The 19,778-nt window shown below is 41.4% G+C and carries 18 protein-coding genes; 14 read left to right on the forward strand and 4 right to left on the reverse strand.

Annotated elements, in window-relative coordinates; genetic code table 11:
* Positions 1–8: 8 nt before the first annotated feature.
* Positions 9–968, reverse strand: coding sequence for a thiamine pyrophosphate-dependent dehydrogenase E1 component subunit alpha (locus BBI08_RS03450; RefSeq protein ID WP_051041670.1), 960 nt, complete (start codon positions 966–968; stop codon positions 9–11).
* A gap of 305 nt (positions 969–1,273) precedes the next feature.
* Between BBI08_RS03450 and BBI08_RS03455 the strand changes: the two genes are divergently transcribed.
* From BBI08_RS03455 to BBI08_RS03485, 7 genes are all read left to right on the forward strand, one after another.
* Positions 1,274–1,795, forward strand: a complete 522-nt coding sequence (locus tag BBI08_RS03455) for a hypothetical protein (protein WP_065528492.1) — start codon at positions 1,274–1,276, stop codon at positions 1,793–1,795.
* Positions 1,795–2,106, forward strand: a complete 312-nt coding sequence (locus BBI08_RS03460; RefSeq protein ID WP_040850459.1) for a hypothetical protein — start codon at positions 1,795–1,797, stop codon at positions 2,104–2,106. Before BBI08_RS03455 ends, BBI08_RS03460 begins: the two co-directional genes overlap by 1 nt.
* Positions 2,107–2,380: 274 nt before the next feature.
* Entirely contained in the window at positions 2,381–3,556 is a 1,176-nt protein-coding gene (locus BBI08_RS03465) for a M20 metallopeptidase family protein (protein ID WP_040850462.1), read from the forward strand.
* Between the two features lie 11 nt (positions 3,557–3,567).
* On the forward strand, positions 3,568–4,884 hold the full coding sequence (locus BBI08_RS03470) for an amidohydrolase (RefSeq protein WP_008496556.1): 1,317 nt from the start codon (positions 3,568–3,570) through the stop codon (positions 4,882–4,884).
* Positions 4,877–6,115: a M20 family metallo-hydrolase gene (locus tag BBI08_RS03475; RefSeq protein WP_008496557.1), complete on the forward strand. Its 1,239-nt coding sequence runs from the start codon at positions 4,877–4,879 to the stop codon at positions 6,113–6,115. Before BBI08_RS03470 ends, BBI08_RS03475 begins: the two co-directional genes overlap by 8 nt.
* Positions 6,112–7,431, forward strand: a complete 1,320-nt coding sequence (locus BBI08_RS03480; RefSeq protein WP_008496558.1) for a helix-turn-helix domain-containing protein — start codon at positions 6,112–6,114, stop codon at positions 7,429–7,431. The genes BBI08_RS03475 and BBI08_RS03480 overlap by 4 nt, the downstream gene beginning before the upstream one ends.
* Positions 7,432–7,447: 16 nt before the next feature.
* Positions 7,448–8,962: an AbgT family transporter gene (locus BBI08_RS03485; RefSeq protein WP_008496559.1), complete on the forward strand. Its 1,515-nt coding sequence runs from the start codon at positions 7,448–7,450 to the stop codon at positions 8,960–8,962.
* Between the two features lie 627 nt (positions 8,963–9,589).
* Here the strand turns inward: BBI08_RS03485 and BBI08_RS03490 are convergent.
* Positions 9,590–9,955 carry a PH domain-containing protein gene (locus BBI08_RS03490; RefSeq protein WP_008496560.1) on the reverse strand — a complete coding sequence of 122 codons (366 nt, stop codon included), beginning with the start codon at positions 9,953–9,955 and terminating at the stop codon, positions 9,590–9,592.
* 236 nt (positions 9,956–10,191) lie between these two features.
* Here BBI08_RS03490 and BBI08_RS03495 point away from each other — a divergent pair, with 236 nt between their 5' ends.
* The 7 genes from BBI08_RS03495 (at position 10,192) to BBI08_RS03525 (ending at position 17,515) form a co-directional block, all read left to right on the forward strand.
* On the forward strand, positions 10,192–10,851 hold the full coding sequence (locus tag BBI08_RS03495) for a hypothetical protein (RefSeq protein WP_065528494.1): 660 nt from the start codon (positions 10,192–10,194) through the stop codon (positions 10,849–10,851).
* Positions 10,852–11,128: 277 nt separating this feature from the next.
* The gene (locus BBI08_RS03500; protein WP_008496564.1) at positions 11,129–11,806 is read left to right on the forward strand and encodes a type 1 glutamine amidotransferase domain-containing protein; all 678 of its coding nucleotides are present in this window, start codon (positions 11,129–11,131) and stop codon (positions 11,804–11,806) included.
* Positions 11,807–12,094, forward strand: a complete 288-nt coding sequence (locus tag BBI08_RS03505; RefSeq protein ID WP_413783000.1) for a putative quinol monooxygenase — start codon at positions 11,807–11,809, stop codon at positions 12,092–12,094.
* A 231-nt stretch (positions 12,095–12,325) separates the two neighbouring features.
* Complete coding sequence (locus BBI08_RS03510; protein WP_008496566.1) at positions 12,326–13,330, forward strand: LacI family DNA-binding transcriptional regulator; 1,005 nt, start codon at positions 12,326–12,328, stop codon at positions 13,328–13,330.
* A 127-nt stretch (positions 13,331–13,457) separates the two neighbouring features.
* Positions 13,458–14,855: a hypothetical protein gene (locus BBI08_RS03515; RefSeq protein WP_008496567.1), complete on the forward strand. Its 1,398-nt coding sequence runs from the start codon at positions 13,458–13,460 to the stop codon at positions 14,853–14,855.
* Between the two features lie 17 nt (positions 14,856–14,872).
* Positions 14,873–16,294 (forward strand): aldehyde dehydrogenase family protein, encoded by a 1,422-nt coding sequence (locus BBI08_RS03520; protein ID WP_008496568.1) that lies wholly within the window; start codon positions 14,873–14,875, stop codon positions 16,292–16,294.
* Between the two features lie 45 nt (positions 16,295–16,339).
* On the forward strand, positions 16,340–17,515 hold the full coding sequence (locus tag BBI08_RS03525; protein WP_008496569.1) for an iron-containing alcohol dehydrogenase: 1,176 nt from the start codon (positions 16,340–16,342) through the stop codon (positions 17,513–17,515).
* 104 nt (positions 17,516–17,619) lie between these two features.
* On the opposite strand, the gene BBI08_RS03530 is transcribed toward BBI08_RS03525, so the two are convergent.
* Positions 17,620–18,921 carry an acetamidase/formamidase family protein gene (locus tag BBI08_RS03530; protein WP_008496570.1) on the reverse strand — a complete coding sequence of 434 codons (1,302 nt, stop codon included), beginning with the start codon at positions 18,919–18,921 and terminating at the stop codon, positions 17,620–17,622.
* A gap of 276 nt (positions 18,922–19,197) precedes the next feature.
* Entirely contained in the window at positions 19,198–19,692 is a 495-nt protein-coding gene (locus tag BBI08_RS03535) for a hypothetical protein (RefSeq protein ID WP_065528495.1), read from the reverse strand.
* Positions 19,693–19,778 lie beyond the last annotated feature (86 nt).

Genomic DNA, 19,778 nt, shown 5'->3' on the forward strand with positions numbered 1-19,778 from the left:
TTCTATTTTTATGAATTAAAGACGTCTTCTAATGCGGCTTCTGGTTGAGGATAACTGCTGTCTCTCGCGAATTGGTAGGCTTCATCAACTTGCTGTTTAGCGCGTGTTTCCATTTCTTCAAGATCAGCATCGCTAACATTTTCAGCTTCCGAAAGCATCATTTTTAATTTTGTAATTGGGTCGAGTTGACGAAGTCCGGGAACTTCCGTTTCATCCCGGTACAATTCCGGGTCGCCTTGGAAATGACCTAAATAGCGATAAGTTTCGATTTCGATAATGGTAGGACCTTGACCACTGCGGGCTCTTGCAACGGCTTGTTCAGATGCTTTATACATCGCAATAGGGTCGTTGTCTTTAACATAAGCTCCAGCAATTCCGTACGCGGAAGCTCGTAAATCATTGGATGCGACAGAAGTGGATGCTTTTTTAGACACAGAAATGCCGTATGAATTATCTTCCACGACAACAATCAGTGGTAAATTCCATACAGCTGCAAGGTTAAGAGATTCATGAAAAGAGCCGGCGTTTGCAGCACCTTCTCCAATGAAGGCAACGGCAACTGAGTCTTTTCCTTTCATTTTGCTGGTCATGGCGGCTCCAACTGCATGAGGAATACCCGCACCGACAATTCCGCCACACGAGAACTTCACTGCTGGATCAAACAAATGCATATGTCCGCCTTTGCCTTTGCCAAGTCCTGTTTCTTTTCCGAAAATTTCAGCGGTCATTTTCTTTAAATCCACACCCTTGGCAATGGCGTGATGATGCGGTCGGTGGGGAGCCGTGACGGTGTCTTCTTTTGTTAAATGAACACACATGCCAACTGCAGCGGGTTCTTGACCTGTAGCTAAATGCATTTCACCAGGCACTGTACCCGCGCCAATATTAAATACTGGCGTTTTTCCTTCCATGTACACTTCCGCCATTTGGTCTTCGTAATAGCGAATCTTCACCATCTGTTCATACATCCATTTGAGCAGTTCTAACGATACTGCAGGTTTCTTTTCTTCGAAAATCGTCACTACTTTTCCTCCTTTCGAATGCGTAACATCCAATGGCATATAGTAAGTTGGCTAAACATCTTCATGATAACATCTTTTTCTTAATTATGTAAATATTCAGATTATTAATAGGTATTCCAGGAAATAAAAAGGTAACAAAGATAGCGGAAATTTTGGGTCTTAATAATTTTGCTGATCTACATGAGTTGGCCCTATGCTATGATGAAAGTACTTGTATAATATATCCATTTAGTAGAGGAAGGAAATCAGCTATGGATTTTAAAACGAGAATTATAGAAACAGTTTTGGCAACTGAAATAGAAGTAAATAAAATAATAAAAGAGTATGAAATAACAATTGGAAATCAAAAAGATGTAATAAATCGACAAGAAGAAAAACTCCAAGAGCTTAAAGAAAAGTTGAAAAAGAGTGAGGAGGAAAAGTTACAACTTCAAGTTCATTTAGATTTAGAAATACAAAAAAATAAACCTACTTATGAAACTGCAAAATCTGTAATAAAGGAAAAACCGAAAACTGAAACGGTGAAGTTTGTTGTACCTAAACGACTCAAAGAGGACGAATGGGAAGAGACCTTGTTACAAGTGAGAAAAGATTTATCAGCGGCCGATGAAAAGAAAAAGCGTGAAAAGACATACTATAATAGCTCCTCAATTGAAAGTGAGTCTGTTTCAACTGACCTAACAGCATTAAACGATTTATCTAAGCCTTCTATTTATCGATATAAAGTCAATATTATCGAAGATACTGTACTTGAAACATTCATAAAAAAATAATGGGTACGAAACTATCTTCATCTTATACTCCGCTTGCAGATCCTTTATTCAGCGAACAAAGTGATTTAAATAAGATGGGCTATCGAATTACAGGATCTACAAGAAAGGAACGGTGGGAAACGCTTAAAAAAGCAATTCCTGTAATGGGACTGAGAAAAATAGTTACTATTATCAGTGCGAATGTGAGGATAAAGAAGAAGCAGAAAAGCAGTGATCAACAATCCCACTATGCTATAACAGAATGGGAATACGATTTAAGTCAACTTAAGGAAAAGTATTTTCATGGTGAATTTAAATGGCCTAATACGTAATACCTTTAACCCAGTCCTGAGAGTATTAAATCTTGTCCCTGTATAAGAAAAAATCTAAACGATTCTGACTATACAGCACGATTTTTACTCCGAATTTAAAAAAATATCACCCCCACCAAAAGCAGCTCCGCGTAACAGAGGAGCTGCTTTTTCATTGAATTTATATTCAGAACAATCAAAATTAAAGTAGCGCTTAATAAGTAGAATAGTGTACAATCTTTATTAACGGAATGATTAAGGTTTATTTCCTTAAATAGAAAAGCAGGTGACAGTGTTGAAAAAGCAAACACAAGAGTTGTTTAGAGAGATTCGCGCATTTAGACGGGATCTTCATGAGAACCCTGAATTGAGTGGCGAAGAAACGGAAACTTCTCGAAAAATACAAGCGAAACTTGATGAATATGGCATCCCATATTCTACGGGATATGCAAAAACAGGTGTCCTGGGTGTGATTAAAGGCGGCAAGCCGGGAAAAACAGTTGGGTTGCGTGCTGATATCGATGCCTTACCGATTTTAGAAAAAGCGGATGTGCCGTTCAAGTCTAAAGTCGATGGCAAAATGCACGCATGCGGTCATGATGCGCATACGGCAATGTTGCTCGGAGTCGGAAAATTATTGCAAGACCAGAAAGCCGATATTGCTGGAACCGTGTTACTAATTTTTCAGCCAGCTGAAGAAAATGCACCGACGGGTGGTTCGGAGCAAATGATGGCAGATGGTGTTTTTGATACGTACCAACCGGACGTTTTAATCGCACAACATGTTTGGCCAGGTCTTCCGGCTGGGCAAGTTGGTGTCATAGACGGAGCCATCATGGGGAATTCTGACCGATTCCATGTGACGATCTACGGAGCGGGCGGACACGCATCGATGCCTCATCAAACCGTCGATGCGATTATTATCGCAAACCAAGTAATGTCTGCGATCCAAACGATTGTTAGCCGGAATGCGAACCCGATGGACTCAGGCGTGATCACGATTGGGAAAATCACAGGGGGCTATCGTTACAATGTTGTAGCGGACACGGTAGTGCTTGAAGGGACAATTCGCTCTCTTTCAGACGACACCAAGAAATTATTAAAAAAACGTTTCCATGAAGTGGTTCAAGGAGCCGCGGAAATGATGGGCGGTTCGTGTGAAATCGACTATTCGGATGGCTACCCGGCAACGATCAATACAAAACGTTGGGCTGAAGTGGTCCGGAAGTCGGCAAAACACCAATTAGGCGATGGCGGCACACCAGAAGTGATCGGCAGTATGGCCGGAGAAGATTTTGGCCGTTTCTTGAAAAAGTACGAAGGGGTTTATTACTGGTTAGGCACTTCGGTCGGAGAACATCAAAAACCGCTTCACGACCCTGGCTTTATGATCGATGAACAAGCTTTGTCGATTGGGACAGAGTTGATGACCCAAGCAGCGCTTGATGTGCTAACCGAATTGAATAAATAGGAGGAACAGAAATGGCAAATTCCATTAAACAATTTATGGAAGAGATTGAGCCGTATGTGATTGAACAACGACGCAAACGACATCAGTATCCTGAAATCGGTTTTGCGGAATATGTAACCACTTATGAGTTGAGCGAACAATTAGCAGGAAAAGGATTTTCACTTTTTTATGGAACGGACTTTTTAACAAGCGCAGAGCGCATGGGTGTACCGTGTGATCCAATGCTCGCGGAAAATGAACAGCGGGCGCTCCAAAAAGGCGTGCCACCTGAGTTTCTTGAAAAGATGAAAGGCGGACATACTGGATTTGCAGCCGTACTCGATACGGGGCGACCGGGACTGAACTTTGCTTATCGTTTTGATATTGATGCATTGCCAATTCAAGAAGCAGATTGTGCTGACCATGTGCCAGCACAACTGGAGTTTCGTTCTCAAATTGCGGGAATGATGCATGCTTGCGGGCACGATGGTCATGCGGCAATTGGTCTCGGACTCGCAAAATATTTATCGGAGAGAAAAGACAACTTAAGCGGCACATATACGATTTTGTTCCAGCCTGCAGAAGAAGGTGGACGCGGTGCAAAAGCGATTGTCGATAAAGGTTGGCTTGATCACATTGATTATTTTATGAGCGGCCATGTCGGTATTCACAATTTACCAGCAGGAACAGTCGCTGCGACCACATCAAAATTTTTGGCCAGTTCCAAAATCAATGCGAAATTCATTGGTAAGTCGGCGCATTCTGGATTAGAACCGAATGAAGGACGCAACGCTTTATTAGCTGCAGCATCTGCTGCATTACATCTACATAGCATTGCAAACCATAAAGATGGAATTACCCGTATCAATGTCGGCACGTTGCATGCTGGAGCCGGGCGCAATGTCATTGCAGACAAAGCGTTAATGGAAATTGAGACGCGCGGTGAGACCAATAATTTGGATGCTTACATGAAAGAAAATGCAACGCGTATTTTACAGGCGAGTGCTGCATTATACGATGTCGAGCTGGAACTAGAACACATGGGAAGGTCGGTTTCGACAGCTGCGGATCACAATTTTGCTAAAGTCGTAGAAAAAGCATGTGCATCGTCAACAAGCTTGAAGATTGTTCCGCATTTGGAAGTGGGAGCTTCAGAAGATGTTACGTATATGATTGAGCGCGTCCGTGAACAAGGCGGAAAAGCGACATTTATGATTTTTGCAAGTCCGTTACCTGCAGGTCATCATCATCCTTGTTTTGATTATGAAGAACAGGCGTTGCTTGCTGGATTGGAAACGCTAATACGTACAACGGATTATTTGCTAAAGGAGGACGGATTACGTGAATAGCTGGCTAATTGAACATTTACAACGGATGAATATGACTAATGCATTGGTTAGACCGGAAGGATTTACGCGAGAAGGCTATACATCGGAAGAAACAAGCGCGATGGAAGTTTTTAAAGACATTGCGAAAGAGCTAGGCTTGGCTGTGGAAGTAGACGCGGCAGGAAATATCATCGCGCGTTGGGAAGTTCCAGGCGGCGAAAATGCGGCGGTAGCTACAGGTTCTCATCTTGATACGGTGCCAAACGGTGGCGCATTTGACGGAGGAGCGGGCGTTGTATGTGGCCTGGGCGCAGTTAAATTGTTGAAAGAAGCCGATTTTAAACCAAAGCGGCCGATTGAAGTGATTTGTTTTCGTTCGGAAGAATCCTCGCGATTCGGCGTATCGACAATTGGCAGTAAAGCGATGAGTGGATTATTGGATTCTTCTATTGGAACGCTTGTCGATCAACACGGCACGACGCTTGCAGAAGCGGTTAAAAGCCAAGGCTTTAACTGGGATGATTTGACCAAAGCAAAACGCTCGAAAGAAGAGCTAAAAAGCTTTGTTGAACTACATATTGAACAAGGCATGCATATAAACGAACATGAAAAAAATTACGGTATCGTCAAAGGCGTTGCTTGTCCGATTCGCTTAGCCGTTACGTTTAGCGGCAAAGCAGGACATACGGGCACGACGCCGATGGATCGCAGACAAGACGCTTTAGCAGCAGCGGCTCCTTTTATTTCATTTGTTCAAGATACAGCTCTTCAACTAAATGATGTATACGAGAAACCATTAGTAGCGACAGTTAGTACATTAACGTCTTCGCCAAACTCGATGAATGTGATTCCGCAAACTGTTATTGCCGGAGTCGATATTCGCAGCGTTGATGATGGGTTGAAAACGAAAATGGCTGACGCGATACGGAGCGAATTAGAACGTATTGAACAAGCGACAGGCGTATCCATCTCCATCGAAGTGTTGGTCGATAATCCATCTGTTTTGCTTGATGAAAATATAGCCCAGCAGTTAGTTGATGCTGGCAACCAAGAAGCTTACTTGGCACATCATATGGATAGCGGCGCGGGACACGATGTGATGAATATGGCACAAGTATGGCCGAGCGGATTGCTGTTTATACCTTGCAAAGGCGGCTTGAGTCATCATCCAGATGAATATGCAGCAGCTGAAGATTTGAAGATGGGTTCAGAGCTTTTAGCCCGTTATTTGATGGAGGCAACGGCGCTATGACAGAAATCGTGAAAGTCGGGTTAATCGGGCCAAAAGATTCGGTTAATGAAACGATGAAAGCGGCCGGCAGTTTAGACGGCATCGAATTGATTCCGTTCATTTACCAGCAGACTGAAGAAACAAAAGAGATTATTAATGAAAATTCAGCACGTATTGGACATTGGCTTTTTTCAGGTCCTGCGCCTTATCATTTCGCATTAAAAGAAAAGGTAATTGATGCCGACCACGCGGATTATATTTTGCTGCATGGGTCGAGTTTACTCGGGACAATGCTGGATGCGATTATGCAAGAAGGTGTGGTTTTGTCGAGCATTAGCCTCGATTCGGTTCCACGTCAAGAAGTATTGAAAATGCTGAAAGACTTTGATTTGGAAAAGGTGAAAATTCATACGGCTCCAGAACTCGGCTATATTCCTGCCGAAGAGTTGGTCAATTATCACGAGGCACTTTATCGTTCAGGTGAAATACAGGCAGCGCTAACTTGTGTCCACAGTACGTATAATGCCTTAAAAGAAAGAGGCGTGCCAGTTTACCGGGTCAGCGTATCGGAACTGGCAGCGCATCGAGCCATTTCAGTTATTAAAGAAAGAAGCTTGTCGGATCTTTACCGGATGAAGCAATTGGCGATGATCGGCATCGAAATCATGTACCCAAGCCAAGCGCAACAACGCAAGACGCCTTTCAAAATAGAACGGCAAGAGCTCGCCACCAATCGCGTGCTCATCGATTTTGCTGAAGAAGTGAAAGGCTCGAAAGTGAGTATGGGGAATGGGATTTATTTCATCTATACAACACGAGGTGAACTAGAGCTATACGGCAAATTCCACCATTTGAAAGAGTTACAAGAAGAAATTTTTGCCAACAGCAATATGCACGTCCGCATTGGTGTTGGTTACGGCAGAACAGTCACGGACTCCGAACAAAACGTCAGATTGGCATTAGACTATACCCGAGAAAAAGAGAACGGTGTCGTTATCAATATTGACGAAGGCGGAAAAGTGACGGAGATCAATTCACTAGGAAACGAGCTCAGCTATAGCCGTCGCAGCAGTGAAGCAAAATGGCAAGAAGCACTAAAAGACGCAGCGATTAGTCAAACCGTTGTCGCACGTATTGAATCGCTATCTCGCCATTACGCAAAAGAAGAAATCACCGCACTGGAATTATCACAGTGGATGAACAGCACCGAACGCAATGCACGCAGAATTTTGACAGAACTTGAAAGTGTTGGCGTAGCAGAAGTTTCAGGAGAAGAATCTGGCCGAAGAGGACGTCCGCGGAAATTATACCGTTTACTATTTGGTTCAGAGAACTAAACGAGGAGGAATGGGAATGACATCACCGACAGAAGAACAAGGCAAAAAAGGGTTTTTGAACTTTATTGAGAAATGGGGCAATCGCTTACCCGATCCATTCTTTATCTTTGTATATTTAGCAGTGTTTGTTGTCTTACTCTCATGGTTAGTTAGTTCGCTTGGTACGACCGTCATCCACCCAGGGACCGGTGAAGAAATGGCGATTCGAAGCATTGTCTCAGGTGAAGGAATTCGTTACATTCTCGCAGAAACCATCAATAACTTCACCGGCTTTGCACCACTAGGCCTTGTACTTGTCATGATGCTCGGTATTGGTTTGGCTGAACGTGTTGGTTTGATGGAAACGGCTATTAAGAAATCTATCTTGAATGCACCAAAATCATTGATTACATACGCGGTGATCTTTACTGGTATTATGGGTAACTTAGCATCAGATGCCGCATTTATCTTAGTTCCACCACTTGCTGCGATGGTCTTTGTCTCAGTAGGTAGACATCCGCTCGCCGGTCTTGCAGCTGGATTTGCTGGAACGGGCGCTGGATTTACAGCGAACATGTTGATCACCGGAACAGATGCATTGCTATCCGGGATTTCGACGGAAGCTGCACGAACGATTGATGAGACGTTTGTCGTCACACCAGTTGATAACTGGTATTTCATGAGCGCTTCCGTTATTATCATGGCAATTGTTGGGGCAATCATCACAGAGAGGTTGATCGAACCGCGCCTCGGCAAGTATACAGGTAGAATGGATAAAACATTCGAACCCGTGACAAAGCAAGAAAACAAAGGGTTGTTAAATGCCTTAATCGCGGCAGCTGTCTATATTGGCTTGATCGCTTTGTTAGTGTTCTTACCAGGTTCTCCAGTTCGAAATGAAGAAGGCGGCATCATTCCGTCACCGTTCTTATCCGGCATTGTGCCGATTATTCTTTTCTTCTTCATCACGGTTGCTGTCGCTTACGGCGTCACAGTGAAGAAAATTACGGAATCTAAAGATGTTCCTGCTTATATGACGGATGCTATTAAAGACATGTCAGGCTATATCGTACTTATTTTTGCGGCAGCCCAGTTTATCAGTTATTTCAATTGGAGTAATCTCGGTATTTGGTTAGCTGTTAACAGTGCAGAATTCCTGACAAGCATTAATATGACAGGATTGCCGGTCATGGTCGCTTTCAGTATTCTCGCTGCAGTATTGAATCTCTTGATTTTCAGTGGTTCTGCACAATGGGCGTTGATGGCGCCAATCTTTATCCCTATGTTCATGTTGCTCGATTACCACCCAGCATTTGTTCAATTGGCGTTCCGTATTGCCGATTCTTCAACGAATATCATCACGCCGCTTAATCCGTATATTTTGATCGTTCTCGCCTTTATGCGCGAATACGACAAAAAAGCGGGACTTGGTACGCTGATTTCGTTGATGTTGCCATACAGCCTGATTTTCTTTGGGGTCTGGGTTATTATGATGATCATCTTCGCATTGACGGGGCTACCAATCGGGCCAGGTATTAGCTTGCGAATGTAAATTAAGGAATTATTCATCAATAAAAACTGCATCACCATTGTTAGTTGTGTCTAACGATGGTGATGCAGTTTTTTGTTGTAAAAGAATCGCTCCAGTCGCTTTGGGCATGGCTCACACCAAGAGCCGGGAAAAGCACCCGTCTCTTGGCTCCGCCTAGCCCGTAGACGCGCCTTCGCTGGTGTGAGGTTTGTATTCTTTTAGGAAGTAGCAGGGGCTTTGTTTCTATTTAGTTATGGTTTTATGCTAGAAGGAAAAAGCGATGACGAATTACGTGTTGATTATCAAAAGAAAAAAACGTGGTGGAATAGAATCATTCCATCATCTTAAACTGCCCCACCCTTGTTAGTTGTGTCTAACAAGGGTGGGGCAGTTTTTAGTTGTGAAAATCACTTCGGACGCTTTGGGGATGGCTCCCGCCAGAAGCCAGGAAAAACACCTGTCTTCTAGCTTCGCCCACCCCGTTTGCGCGCCTTCGCTAGTATGGGTTTTGCATTTTTTTAGGTAAAAGCAGGGGGGGCATTTAGTTGTGGTTTTATGCTAGAAGTAAATAGCGATGGGGAAATACCTGTCGGTTATCGAAAGAAAAAAGGCGTTGGAATGATCCTCTTCCAACGCCTTTTGAATGTTCTATAGAATTGCTTCTGCAATAACTTTGTCTAGTTTGCGAATATCCACTTTCTTATTCAAGTTCAATTTGAATTTCCCGGCCGTTGTCCAAAGCTCGAGCTCGGTGTTCATATCGAATGTACCGCCATTTTCGGACGAATACATAGTAATTGATTTAAAAGGGATTGTATAAACCTCGACTTTTTTTCCCGTTATACCTTGTTTGTCGGAAATAATAATCCTTTTATTCGTTACTACCGCTGTGTCACGAATCGTTTTGTAGGCGATTTGTGCTTTTTCACCAGCAATCAATAAGTCGTTTACCGAATCTGGCACGTCAATTTCTTGTGTAAACGTCCATGCCATCATTGCATTTAAATCTGCCATGTCATAGTTCCCCCTTAAAGTGTCTTTCTCCATTGTGGCATAAATTGGAATGTGGATAAAGGCAAACGCCTACCTGTGTGAGTGAGTTGTGGTCAATCTTCGGTAATTTTTTTTATTTGATTAGAGATTTTAGTCATGTGAATAAAAGACAATATTTAAAAAATCTTTAGTTAATTTAGTATAATTAAGGGATTTATTTGATATAATTTACCTATCTAAAAGCTCGGGAGGATCAGATGCTAAACAATCGACAAAAGCAATTTCGTAAACACATGAAAGAATTGGAGCGGGGAGAATCTCGTAAAAAAGATGTTTATAGCTATAGGGACCAGCGATTTACAAGTGAAAAGCCAAAAAAGCGATACAAAAAACCACTTCTACAAATTGGAGGTGGAATTAGCTTAATCGTGCTTTTCTGGAATGTGTTCGCACTGTCTACTTGGGTATGGCCGGGGAATGGATTACCTAACTTATTGTCTACAAAACAGATAGAAGTTCACGAATTTATTCAAGCGAGTACAGAGATTGAGATGACTTTAACTGCTGAAGCAACGAAACTCATGAATCAATATAATGAAAAAACCTTAACGCCATTTCATATTGAAGAAGCTCAAAAAAATCTGTTTCAACTGCAAAAGAGTATGAAAACAGAAGATGCCCGGTTCTTACAATACACTTCATATCTTGATGAACAATTTAAACTAGCTTATCAACTAACAAACGTGCTGAAAACAGAAGAATCAAATGTGAAATATACCGAGCTTTCTGGAATTGTTGAAAAGCAAAACGCACTTCTAGAAAGAAAGAGCAGTGCATTACGAGAACTTCTAGACAGTGAAGGCATCTCTTATAATCAACTCGAAGATGGATCTATCAATTACAAAGTTGAAATGTGAAAAGAGATACAATATGAACTAAATGAACTTATGATTTTCATTTTTCTAGGTTTCGACGATGATTATTAAAAGCGCATAAATACAACCAATACAAGCTGTAACTCAAACCATAACGATCACCGCTCAAAGGAAATAATACTCCTCTAAGCGGTTTTTTGTTTTCTTCCAAACCGATTGATCTAAATAAGTTGTCCTTCTAGTCAGTTTGTTTAAACATAAAAGCATTCGGGAACAACTAGTATTAGGATGATTTATCAATCAGAGGAGGAAACAAAACATGGCAAAAGTATTAGCAGTATTATCAAGTGGACACAAAGACACAGAAAATAATTACGAAACTGGCTGGTGGGCCGAAGAGTTATTTGCACCGATGGAGATTTTAGAAAAAGCAGGACATCAAATGGATCTAGCTTCACCACTAGGCGGCAAACCGACGCTTGATAAAGTCAGCATCAGCGAAGATTATGATCCTGAAGGCAAATACAAAAAACTGTATGAATCAGGATTAGCAGACAACACAACAGCTCTTTCAGATGTTAATGCAAAAGAGTACGACGTGGTATTCATCGTTGGAGGTCACGGGGCTATGTATGACCTGGCTGAAAGTGAAGAGCTGCGTGACATTATCAATACGGTTTACGACAACGGAAACATCGTTTCAGCTGTCTGCCACGGACCGGCTCCATTAATTTGGACGATGCGTCCAGATGGCAAGAGCATCATTGATGGCTTAGACGTAACGGGCTATCCAGAAGCGGTTGAACCTGAAGGCCTTCCTGCTATTCTGCCGTTCAGCTTAGAAGGAAAAATGAACGAAGTAGCTAATTATAGCGCTGAAAATAAAGTGGTATGGGGCAATGAGCAATTAGTAACTGGGCGCGACCCGTTTTCTGCTGAAGAATTAGCAAACGAATTGGTTAAAGCTTTAGATAAAAGAAACAACAAGGACAACTAAATGATGGAATCAATCGTTATTACTGCGATTCTAAAGCCAAAAGAAAACATGGAAGATCAATTATTAACGGAATTGAAAAAAGTTCTAGAAGCTTCCCGAGCAGAAGCGGGTTGCTTAAACTATGTTCTCCATCAATCAATTGAAGACGACACGTTTGTCCTTCACGAAACGTGGAAAGACAAAGACGCGTTAGAAAGCCATGTTGCGTCTAATCATTACCAAGAATACCGTACAAATACGGCGGACTTGGTTGAAAGACGAGAAGTCTTTAAGTTAAAAACTGTCTAACAGCACATATAATTTCATAACTACTATATGCAGCACTTTGTGATGATCTATCGCAAAGTGCTGCATTTTTTTTAGCTAGAGTAAAGCGACAACTAGTATTATTGTTTATAAAATATAAACGAGAAAAAAATTCGATTTAAGTTGAAAATCTCTTGGAAATCAACTAGGTTTAAGTAATACATATAAAATAAAAGTTAGGTAGAATTTGTAGAGAAAGGTCGGAGAGTCTAAATGGTATCGTCAAAAGATGTGGCAAAGTATGCGGGTGTTTCACAAACGACAGTGTCACGCGTAGTAAATACACCTAATTTAGTAAAAGAGCCGACATATAGAAAAGTAATGGCCGCAATTGATGAATTGAATTATATACCAGATGGTAATGCGCGGTCTCTCGTACAAAAGAGAAGTGATACAATCGCATTAATTTCTGGGCCTTTGTACAATCCTTTTTTTGTTGAAACGACCACATCCATTGTTAATTATGCAAATGAACATGGATTTAAAATAAACGTCCATTTTTCTAATGACGAAAATATAGAGGAGATTTATAACGCTATTTTTGAAAAAAAAGTAGATGGCATCATTTTGTCATCGGTGTTATTAGAAGATCCGGTTTTTGCGAAGTTAGAGAAATCAGGAATTCCGTTTATTTTGTACAACAGAAAACACGAAAGCAATAAAAATTTCGTAGAGATGGATAACGAACAAGCAGGCTTTTTGGCGACGGATTATTTATTTTCACTTAATCATGATGAGGTTTGTTGGATAGGTGGTCCGACAGAAATGAGCACTTTTAAAGGCCGTTATGATGGGTTTTTAAAAGCATTTCAAAAAAATAATACAGCGATAAATCCAGAAAAAATATTCATCGGAAATACAAGTAAAGAAAATTTGTATCAAACTTTCTTGAAGTTAGAAGAGCTTTCAGAAAAGCCCACTGCAATTTGCGCGGCGACAGATGCGATTGCCATACAAATGATGGATTTTTATATTTCTGCAGGTTATAAAGTGCCAGAAGACATTAGTATTATTGGAATTGATAACGTGAAAATTGGGCAACATGCCTCGATTAATCTAACGACTGTCGGTATTTCTTCACCTATCGATTTAGGTCGAATTGCGATTGAAAAGCTTATTAAGATGATCCAACAAAAAAATAAACCTTGTGTTCAAATAACAGAAGCTGTTAGACTATTTGAAAGAAAGACAATAATTAAAAAGAAAAAGGAGGCATGAGTTCTTTTTTTAAGTTAAATGGTTACGTAACCATTTTTTTAATCACAAATGGTTACGCTTCCATTTTTTACAGGGGATTAAGGGGATTTGTAAATAACGATACTAACAAAGAGATAGGGGATATGTTATGAAATGGAAAAATCGAAAGTTTGGTGAAGAATCGCCGTTTATACCAGCTGGACCGTTTAAAATTCGTTTGCCGTTTATTCATTACCGGTTCGAATGGCCAGATTATGTTCAAGGGTTATTGATGTGTGCGGTTGATTTGGCAGCCATTCCGTTATTAATAGAATTACTCGGAATGTCATTTGAAGTTGCTTTAGCGATTGTCATGTTAAATGGCGTCTTTTATTTATTGCATCATCTTCTAGGTGATCCAACGATTCCAGGATGGATTACACCAGCCATTCCACTCATTATGCTGTACTGTCTTCAATTTCCAGAAGGTCCAGAAAGGGTACATGCTTTAATCGCATTTCAATTGACCTTAGGGTTGTTTGCCATTTTCTTAGGATCTACAGGATTAGCCTCAAAAGTAGTATCAAGTATTCCATCTGCGATTAGATCAGGTATTATATTAGGCGCTGGTTTTGCTGCAGTTGCTTCTATTTTCGAAGTAGGTGGCCGTTTTGAAACGTATCCTTGGACGATCTCGATTGCTGTAGGAATCGGTTTTTATTTACTTTTCTCTAAACATTTCACCAAGCTTAAATTGACGAATAATTTCTGGGGCACAATCGGCAAGCTCGGCATTTTCCCAATCATTATTATCGCAATTGTTATTGCACCACTGTTTGGTGAAGCTCCGTGGCCAGCCATTGAATGGGGAATTAGTTCTCCCGATTTCATCGGTTTATGGAGTGGTTACACGGTTTTCGGCTTAGGTTTCCCACCATTAATGTTGTTTATTACAGGCATTCCAACTGTTTTTGCAGCTTATATCGTATTGTTTGGTGACGTATTGCAAACAAAAGCTTTGGTAAAAGAAGCAGATTTATCTCGTGAAGACGAAAAAATTGATTACAATGCGAATCGTGCGCACTTGATTTTTGGAACAAGAAATTCTGCAATGAGTATCCTTGGACCCGATGTTACGATGGCAGGTCCGTTATGGGCTGCTATGCAAGTAGTACTTGTTCAACGTTTTAAAGACGGAAGAAAAGCGATGGATTCCTTTATTGGTGGTGCTGGTTCATTCCGTTGGGGGACTAATACCGGGTTATTATTATTACCGATTGTTAGTTTAGTTCAACCGATTCTAGGTGTAGCACTTGCTTTAACACTTCTTATTCAAGGCTATGTCAGTGTGAAAGTTGGTATTTTAGAAGCAAGAAGCCAAAGTGACTTAGGGATCGCGGGGATTATCGGAGCGGTTTTGGTCATCAAAGGAGCAGCTTGGGCCTTTGCGATAGGAATTGTCTTATGCTTATTAATTTACGGTAAAGACTTCTTTAAAAATGAGACAGACAAAACGTTCACGAAAGATGTACCTTTACAAGTTAAAGAAGAAACTTCTGTTTTATAAAAGAAAGGATGTACCGCATGAAAAAGAATCTTTATATTGATAAGCAATGGGTAGAGACCACTGACTATGTTGAGCTGTTTTCACCATATTCAAATGAAAAAATTGGAGACATTCCAAAAGCGTCAAAAAGAGATGTTGAACATGCTATTGATGCTGCTGCAAACGCTAGTGAAGAAATGGCAAATTTGACGGCGTATCAACGGGCAGAAATTCTTGAACAATTGGTTTTACTATTTATCGAACATAGAGAAAGAGCAGCAAAACTTATCTCATTAGAATCCGCAAAGCCATTAAAATATGCTTTAGGCGAAGTGGATCGCACGATTGAAACTTATAAATTCGCAGCAGAAGAAGCAAAGCGCTTAACTGGTGAAATGGTTCCGATGGATGCAGCAAAAGGCGGAAGCAATCGCTTAGCCTATACGTTGCGCGAACCAGTAGGCGTTGTCGCTGCCATAACACCTTTTAACTTTCCACAAAATTTAGTTGCGCATAAAATTGGACCGGCTATTGCTTCAGGAAATACGATGGTTTTAAAACCAGCTTCTCAAACACCGTTATCTGCTTTTTTACTGGCAGAATTATTGGACCAAACAGATTTACCAAAAGGTGCTTTTAATTTGGTGACCGGCAGTGGGAAAACGGTTGGTGACGTTTTAGTTGAAAGTGAAAAAGTGAAGATGGTTACTTTTACAGGGAGCCCCGCTGTGGGTAAAGGCATTCGAGACAAAGCCGGATTGAAAAAAGTAGCGTTAGAACTTGGTTCAAATTCAGGGCTTATTATTGACGAAGGTGTAGACATGGATACGGTGATTGAAAAGGTTGTAATCGGATCTTTTTCAAACCAAGGACAAGTGTGTATTTCGTTGCAGCGGATTTATATAATGGAGAGCTTAATCGAAGAGTTTCTCACTCGTTTTAAAGAAGCAACGACAAAACTGAAAGTTGGAGATCCACTGGATCCAGCAACAGAAATTTCAGCTATGATTTCTAAAGAAGAACAACAGCGAGCTGAAATGTGGGTACAAGAAGCTGTTGCTGAAGGTGCCCAGTTAGTTATTGGAGGGAAAGTTGAAGATGGAGTATTCCAACCGACCATACTTACACAAGTTTCTGCTGACTCAAAAGTTTCGTGCCAAGAAGTGTTTGCGCCTGTTGTAATCGTCAACCCAATCCAATCAGTTGAACAAGGCATAAGTGAAATCAACAATTCCGATTATGGCTTACAAGCTGCTATTTTCACCAATGATATTAAGACCGCGTTCAATGCATCTAAAAAGCTGCAAGTGGGCGGCGTACTCATCAATGACATCCCAACTTTCCGTGTGGATCAAATGCCATATGGTGGAGTGAAAGAAAGTGGTAATGGTAAAGAAGGACTGAAGTATACGATTGAAGAAATGACTGAGATGAAACTCGTCATTTGGAATCAATCTTAAAAAAATCCTTTTTACACGTAAGATATTTGAAAAGGAGTGTTTAGAGTGTCAAACAAAATTACGTTTGTGCCGATCAGTTATACAGGTTGGGATTCATTAGATCATTTGGTAAGTGAGGTAGAACGCTTAAATGCCAGCAACATTTTAATAGTGACAGATCCATTCTTAGAAGAATTGGGGATGACCAATAAAATTATTGAACCGCTTCAAGCACAAGGGTGGAAAACAACTGTTTATACAGAAGTGGTTCCGGAACCTCCTTTAGAAGTTGGTGAGAAATTAGTAGCCTTCACGAGAGAACATAAATTTGATTTGGTGATTGGGTTAGGCGGAGGAAGTGCGCTCGATTTAGCTAAATTGGCCGGAGTTCTCGCAACACATGAAGGGAAAGTTGCTGACTACTTGAACTTAACGGGGAGTCGTACGTTAACTCATAAAGGCATACCAAAAATATTGATCCCCACAACATCTGGAACAGGATCAGAAGTGACCAATATATCGGTGCTGTCGTTGGAATCCTCGAAAGATGTGGTAACTCACGACTATCTATTACCTGACGTGGCAATAGTGGATCCGGCATTAACAACATCGTTGCCACCAAAAGTAACGGCTGCTACGGGGATCGATGCGTTAACACATGCAATTGAAGCCTATGTGTCTAAAAATGCGAACCCAGTGACTGATGCACTTGCCTTGCAAGCAATCCGTTTAATTAGCGGCTCTATCCGAACGGCTGTAGCAGATGGAGAAAATAAAGAAGCGCGTATGGATATGAGCTATGGAAGCTATTTGGCCGGTTTATCGTTTTTCAATGCGGGCGTAGCGGGTGTTCATGCGTTAGCCTATCCTTTAGGCGGGCAATTCCACATTTCACATGGTGAATCGAATGCTGTCTTATTGCCGTACGTCATGGGCTATATTCGCCAAAGCTGCGAAAAAAGAATGAAAGATATTTTAGAAGCGATGGGCTTTAGTTCGAATCAGTTGTCTCAAGAAGAAGCTTCTTTAAAATGCATTGACGAGCTGAAAAAATTAGTGGCTGATGTAGGAATTCCATTGTCATTAAAAGAATTCGGCATTCAAGAAGACGCTTTGGATAGTCTTGCGGATGACGGCATTAAGCAAAAGAGAATTTTAGCAAGAAGTCCAATGCCATTAGAAAGAGAAGACATTTTCGCGATTTACCAAGCAGCTTTTAAAGGTGAAGTTGTAGAGAAGTAAAGATTAAGTAACAACTAAAGCAGACTGGATTACAGAGAGCATTAACGTTCACAAGTGATCAAAAAAACCGTCACTCCTTTTCTGGAGTGGCGGTTATTTTTGTATTATCCGTATTGAGTTTTGACCAGATCAAGTAAGCCAGTTTTCGTTAAATACGGTTCTGGGGCGAGGAATGTTACCGTCACTACACCTGGATGGCGACCGATTTCAATGGCGCCCGTAATCGTTGAGCGATTCATGATTTCCGGGATGGTCACGCCGAAAAAGTCAGCGGCGCGTTTTAAGCCGTTATCGGTAGCGTCATTTAAGTTTGGTCCAGATCCGATAAACGAAACGGGATAGGATTCTTCTATTTTGGTAACGTTCCAATTGTCCGCAATTTGCTGAGCGGATCTTTTTTCTTCCGCTGTGAATGGTTTTGCGGTATATGGCAAATCCTCGACATTTGGCAGCAAAATCGGTCCTTTAATATTCAATCCTTTGAGAACATGAACTTGAAGATGCGTTATTCCTGAAACGTCAGTTGTATGCCCTGCAATTTCACCGTCTCCTTGCATGGCGTGCATATCTCCAAGATAAATACCACCACCTGCGACTTTAACCGGGCAAATAAGGATAGCGCCAGCACGCACGCGGTTAACATCCAAATGACCGTCTGTTCGGTGGGTTTCCAACTCTTCTTGAGTGCTCTTATAGTCATGAGTGGCACCAACCAAGAACGAACCGAAATCTCCAGCATTATGGGAATCTGGTGTTGGTCGTGAAGGCGTCGTGCCTAATTGGCCGAGGAAGGGACGCATACGCGCCATCGTGCCAACAAGGTCATGTGGTGCAAACGTGACGACTGGATTTTGAATAGATGCTTCAGGAGTTTTCATGTAAAACTGGCCAGCTTCTGCAATCGTTTCCGCTGCGCCTTGTGGTAAAGTGAGGCCAACATCACCATTTTCACCAAAGAACATGGTATAGCCATTCGTGAAAATAAATGGAGTGGCATCTGCACCGCAATTCGCACAGCGGATGGCTTCCATGCCAATTCCTTTGATAACGGTTTCTGGATTTTTTGTTCCACATTCTGGACATTTCGCTGCCACATAGCCATCACCATCTGCACGATCTTCTATCATTTGGTCGTTTCCAGACGCTGTTGCTTGGGAAGTTACAGTGATCGCCTGAATCCGAATCGCAATGGCATCACCCGGTTCTGCACCTTCGACATAAACAGGTTTTGTAACTTCGTGTCCTCCTTTAATGCTTGGCGTCATCATCGGTCCCCAACAACCAGGAGCCGTATTTGCAATAATATACCCTCCGTCTTTTACAGGTCCCAACATCTCTTTTTCTGGATCCAAAATACCATCTACGAAGTGATTGACAAATAAAGTTTCTACAGCCGTTTTGTTCACGCTAATCCTCCTCATCTTCGAATTGTCAGACTACTTGGATTATATATCTTTGGTTAGCTTTTAACAATTTAAAGAGACTGAAGAATGTTTTGGAAAAGAAAGGGGAAATAAGCAAAGTAGTTCAGTAAGAGAATTCAATCGATTTTTCTAGCTATACTTTCATAATGTAAACTCGCAAACCATATCTCCACAAAAAAATCGGCACCCAAAGGTACCAAGTTTTCTTATTTTTTATAAGCCTACATCAGAAGTTTCGTTGTCCGTATTATCACGCTCTCAATGGTGCCATTTAGCGCCGCCGCGTTGTTTAGGAAGTTCAACTCCAAGCGCTTCAAGCTGAGCTTGAGCTTCTACTTTCGTTAACGTGCCATCTTTTAGTTCATCCATAATCGCTTTTGCTTGAGTTTGAGTTTCCTCATCTAAATCTTCGAATGGATTGCCGTGACGATTGCCTTTCCCTTGATGTTCGCCCATCTTAGGCAATTCAATACCAAGTGCTTCAAGCTGAGTTTGAGCTTCTTCTTTTGTAATTGTGTCGTCTTGGAGTTCATCTAGGATTGCTTTTGCTTGATCTTTTGTTTCGTCATCCAAATCGGCAAATGGACTACGGCGCTCTCCTTTATCTTTTGAAAGAGTTGTTGCGCTTTGTTCAGTTGCGTTTTCTGTTAAAGTTTCTGTTGTTTCTGATGCAAATACGGGGCCCACTGGGGATCCTACAACTCCAATTGATAATGCACTTGTAGCAAGTAATAACGATATTTTTTTGTTCATTTACGATTCCTCCTAAGTTTTGAAGTGATATCTTACACTGCTTACTATAAAGAGGGTTAGTGAAAGTTTAGTGAAATTGAAAAAGA

This window comes from Planococcus halocryophilus, assembly GCF_001687585.2.
In the GTDB taxonomy this organism is placed as follows: Bacteria; Bacillota; Bacilli; order Bacillales_A; family Planococcaceae; genus Planococcus; species Planococcus halocryophilus.

Coding starts and splice junctions, on each gene's coding strand:
- BBI08_RS03450 (WP_051041670.1), bottom strand. CDS start 968: ATGTATGAACAGATGGTGAAGATTCGCTATTACGAAGACCAAATGGCG.
- BBI08_RS03455 (WP_065528492.1), top strand. CDS start 1,274: ATGGATTTTAAAACGAGAATTATAGAAACAGTTTTGGCAACTGAAATA.
- BBI08_RS03460 (WP_040850459.1), top strand. CDS start 1,795: ATGGGTACGAAACTATCTTCATCTTATACTCCGCTTGCAGATCCTTTA.
- BBI08_RS03470 (WP_008496556.1), top strand. CDS start 3,568: ATGGCAAATTCCATTAAACAATTTATGGAAGAGATTGAGCCGTATGTG.
- BBI08_RS03480 (WP_008496558.1), top strand. CDS start 6,112: ATGACAGAAATCGTGAAAGTCGGGTTAATCGGGCCAAAAGATTCGGTT.
- BBI08_RS03485 (WP_008496559.1), top strand. CDS start 7,448: ATGACATCACCGACAGAAGAACAAGGCAAAAAAGGGTTTTTGAACTTT.
- BBI08_RS03490 (WP_008496560.1), bottom strand. CDS start 9,955: ATGGCAGATTTAAATGCAATGATGGCATGGACGTTTACACAAGAAATT.
- BBI08_RS03495 (WP_065528494.1), top strand. CDS start 10,192: ATGCTAAACAATCGACAAAAGCAATTTCGTAAACACATGAAAGAATTG.
- BBI08_RS03500 (WP_008496564.1), top strand. CDS start 11,129: ATGGCAAAAGTATTAGCAGTATTATCAAGTGGACACAAAGACACAGAA.
- BBI08_RS03505 (WP_413783000.1), top strand. CDS start 11,807: ATGATGGAATCAATCGTTATTACTGCGATTCTAAAGCCAAAAGAAAAC.
- BBI08_RS03510 (WP_008496566.1), top strand. CDS start 12,326: ATGGTATCGTCAAAAGATGTGGCAAAGTATGCGGGTGTTTCACAAACG.
- BBI08_RS03515 (WP_008496567.1), top strand. CDS start 13,458: ATGAAATGGAAAAATCGAAAGTTTGGTGAAGAATCGCCGTTTATACCA.
- BBI08_RS03520 (WP_008496568.1), top strand. CDS start 14,873: ATGAAAAAGAATCTTTATATTGATAAGCAATGGGTAGAGACCACTGAC.
- BBI08_RS03535 (WP_065528495.1), bottom strand. CDS start 19,692: ATGAACAAAAAAATATCGTTATTACTTGCTACAAGTGCATTATCAATT.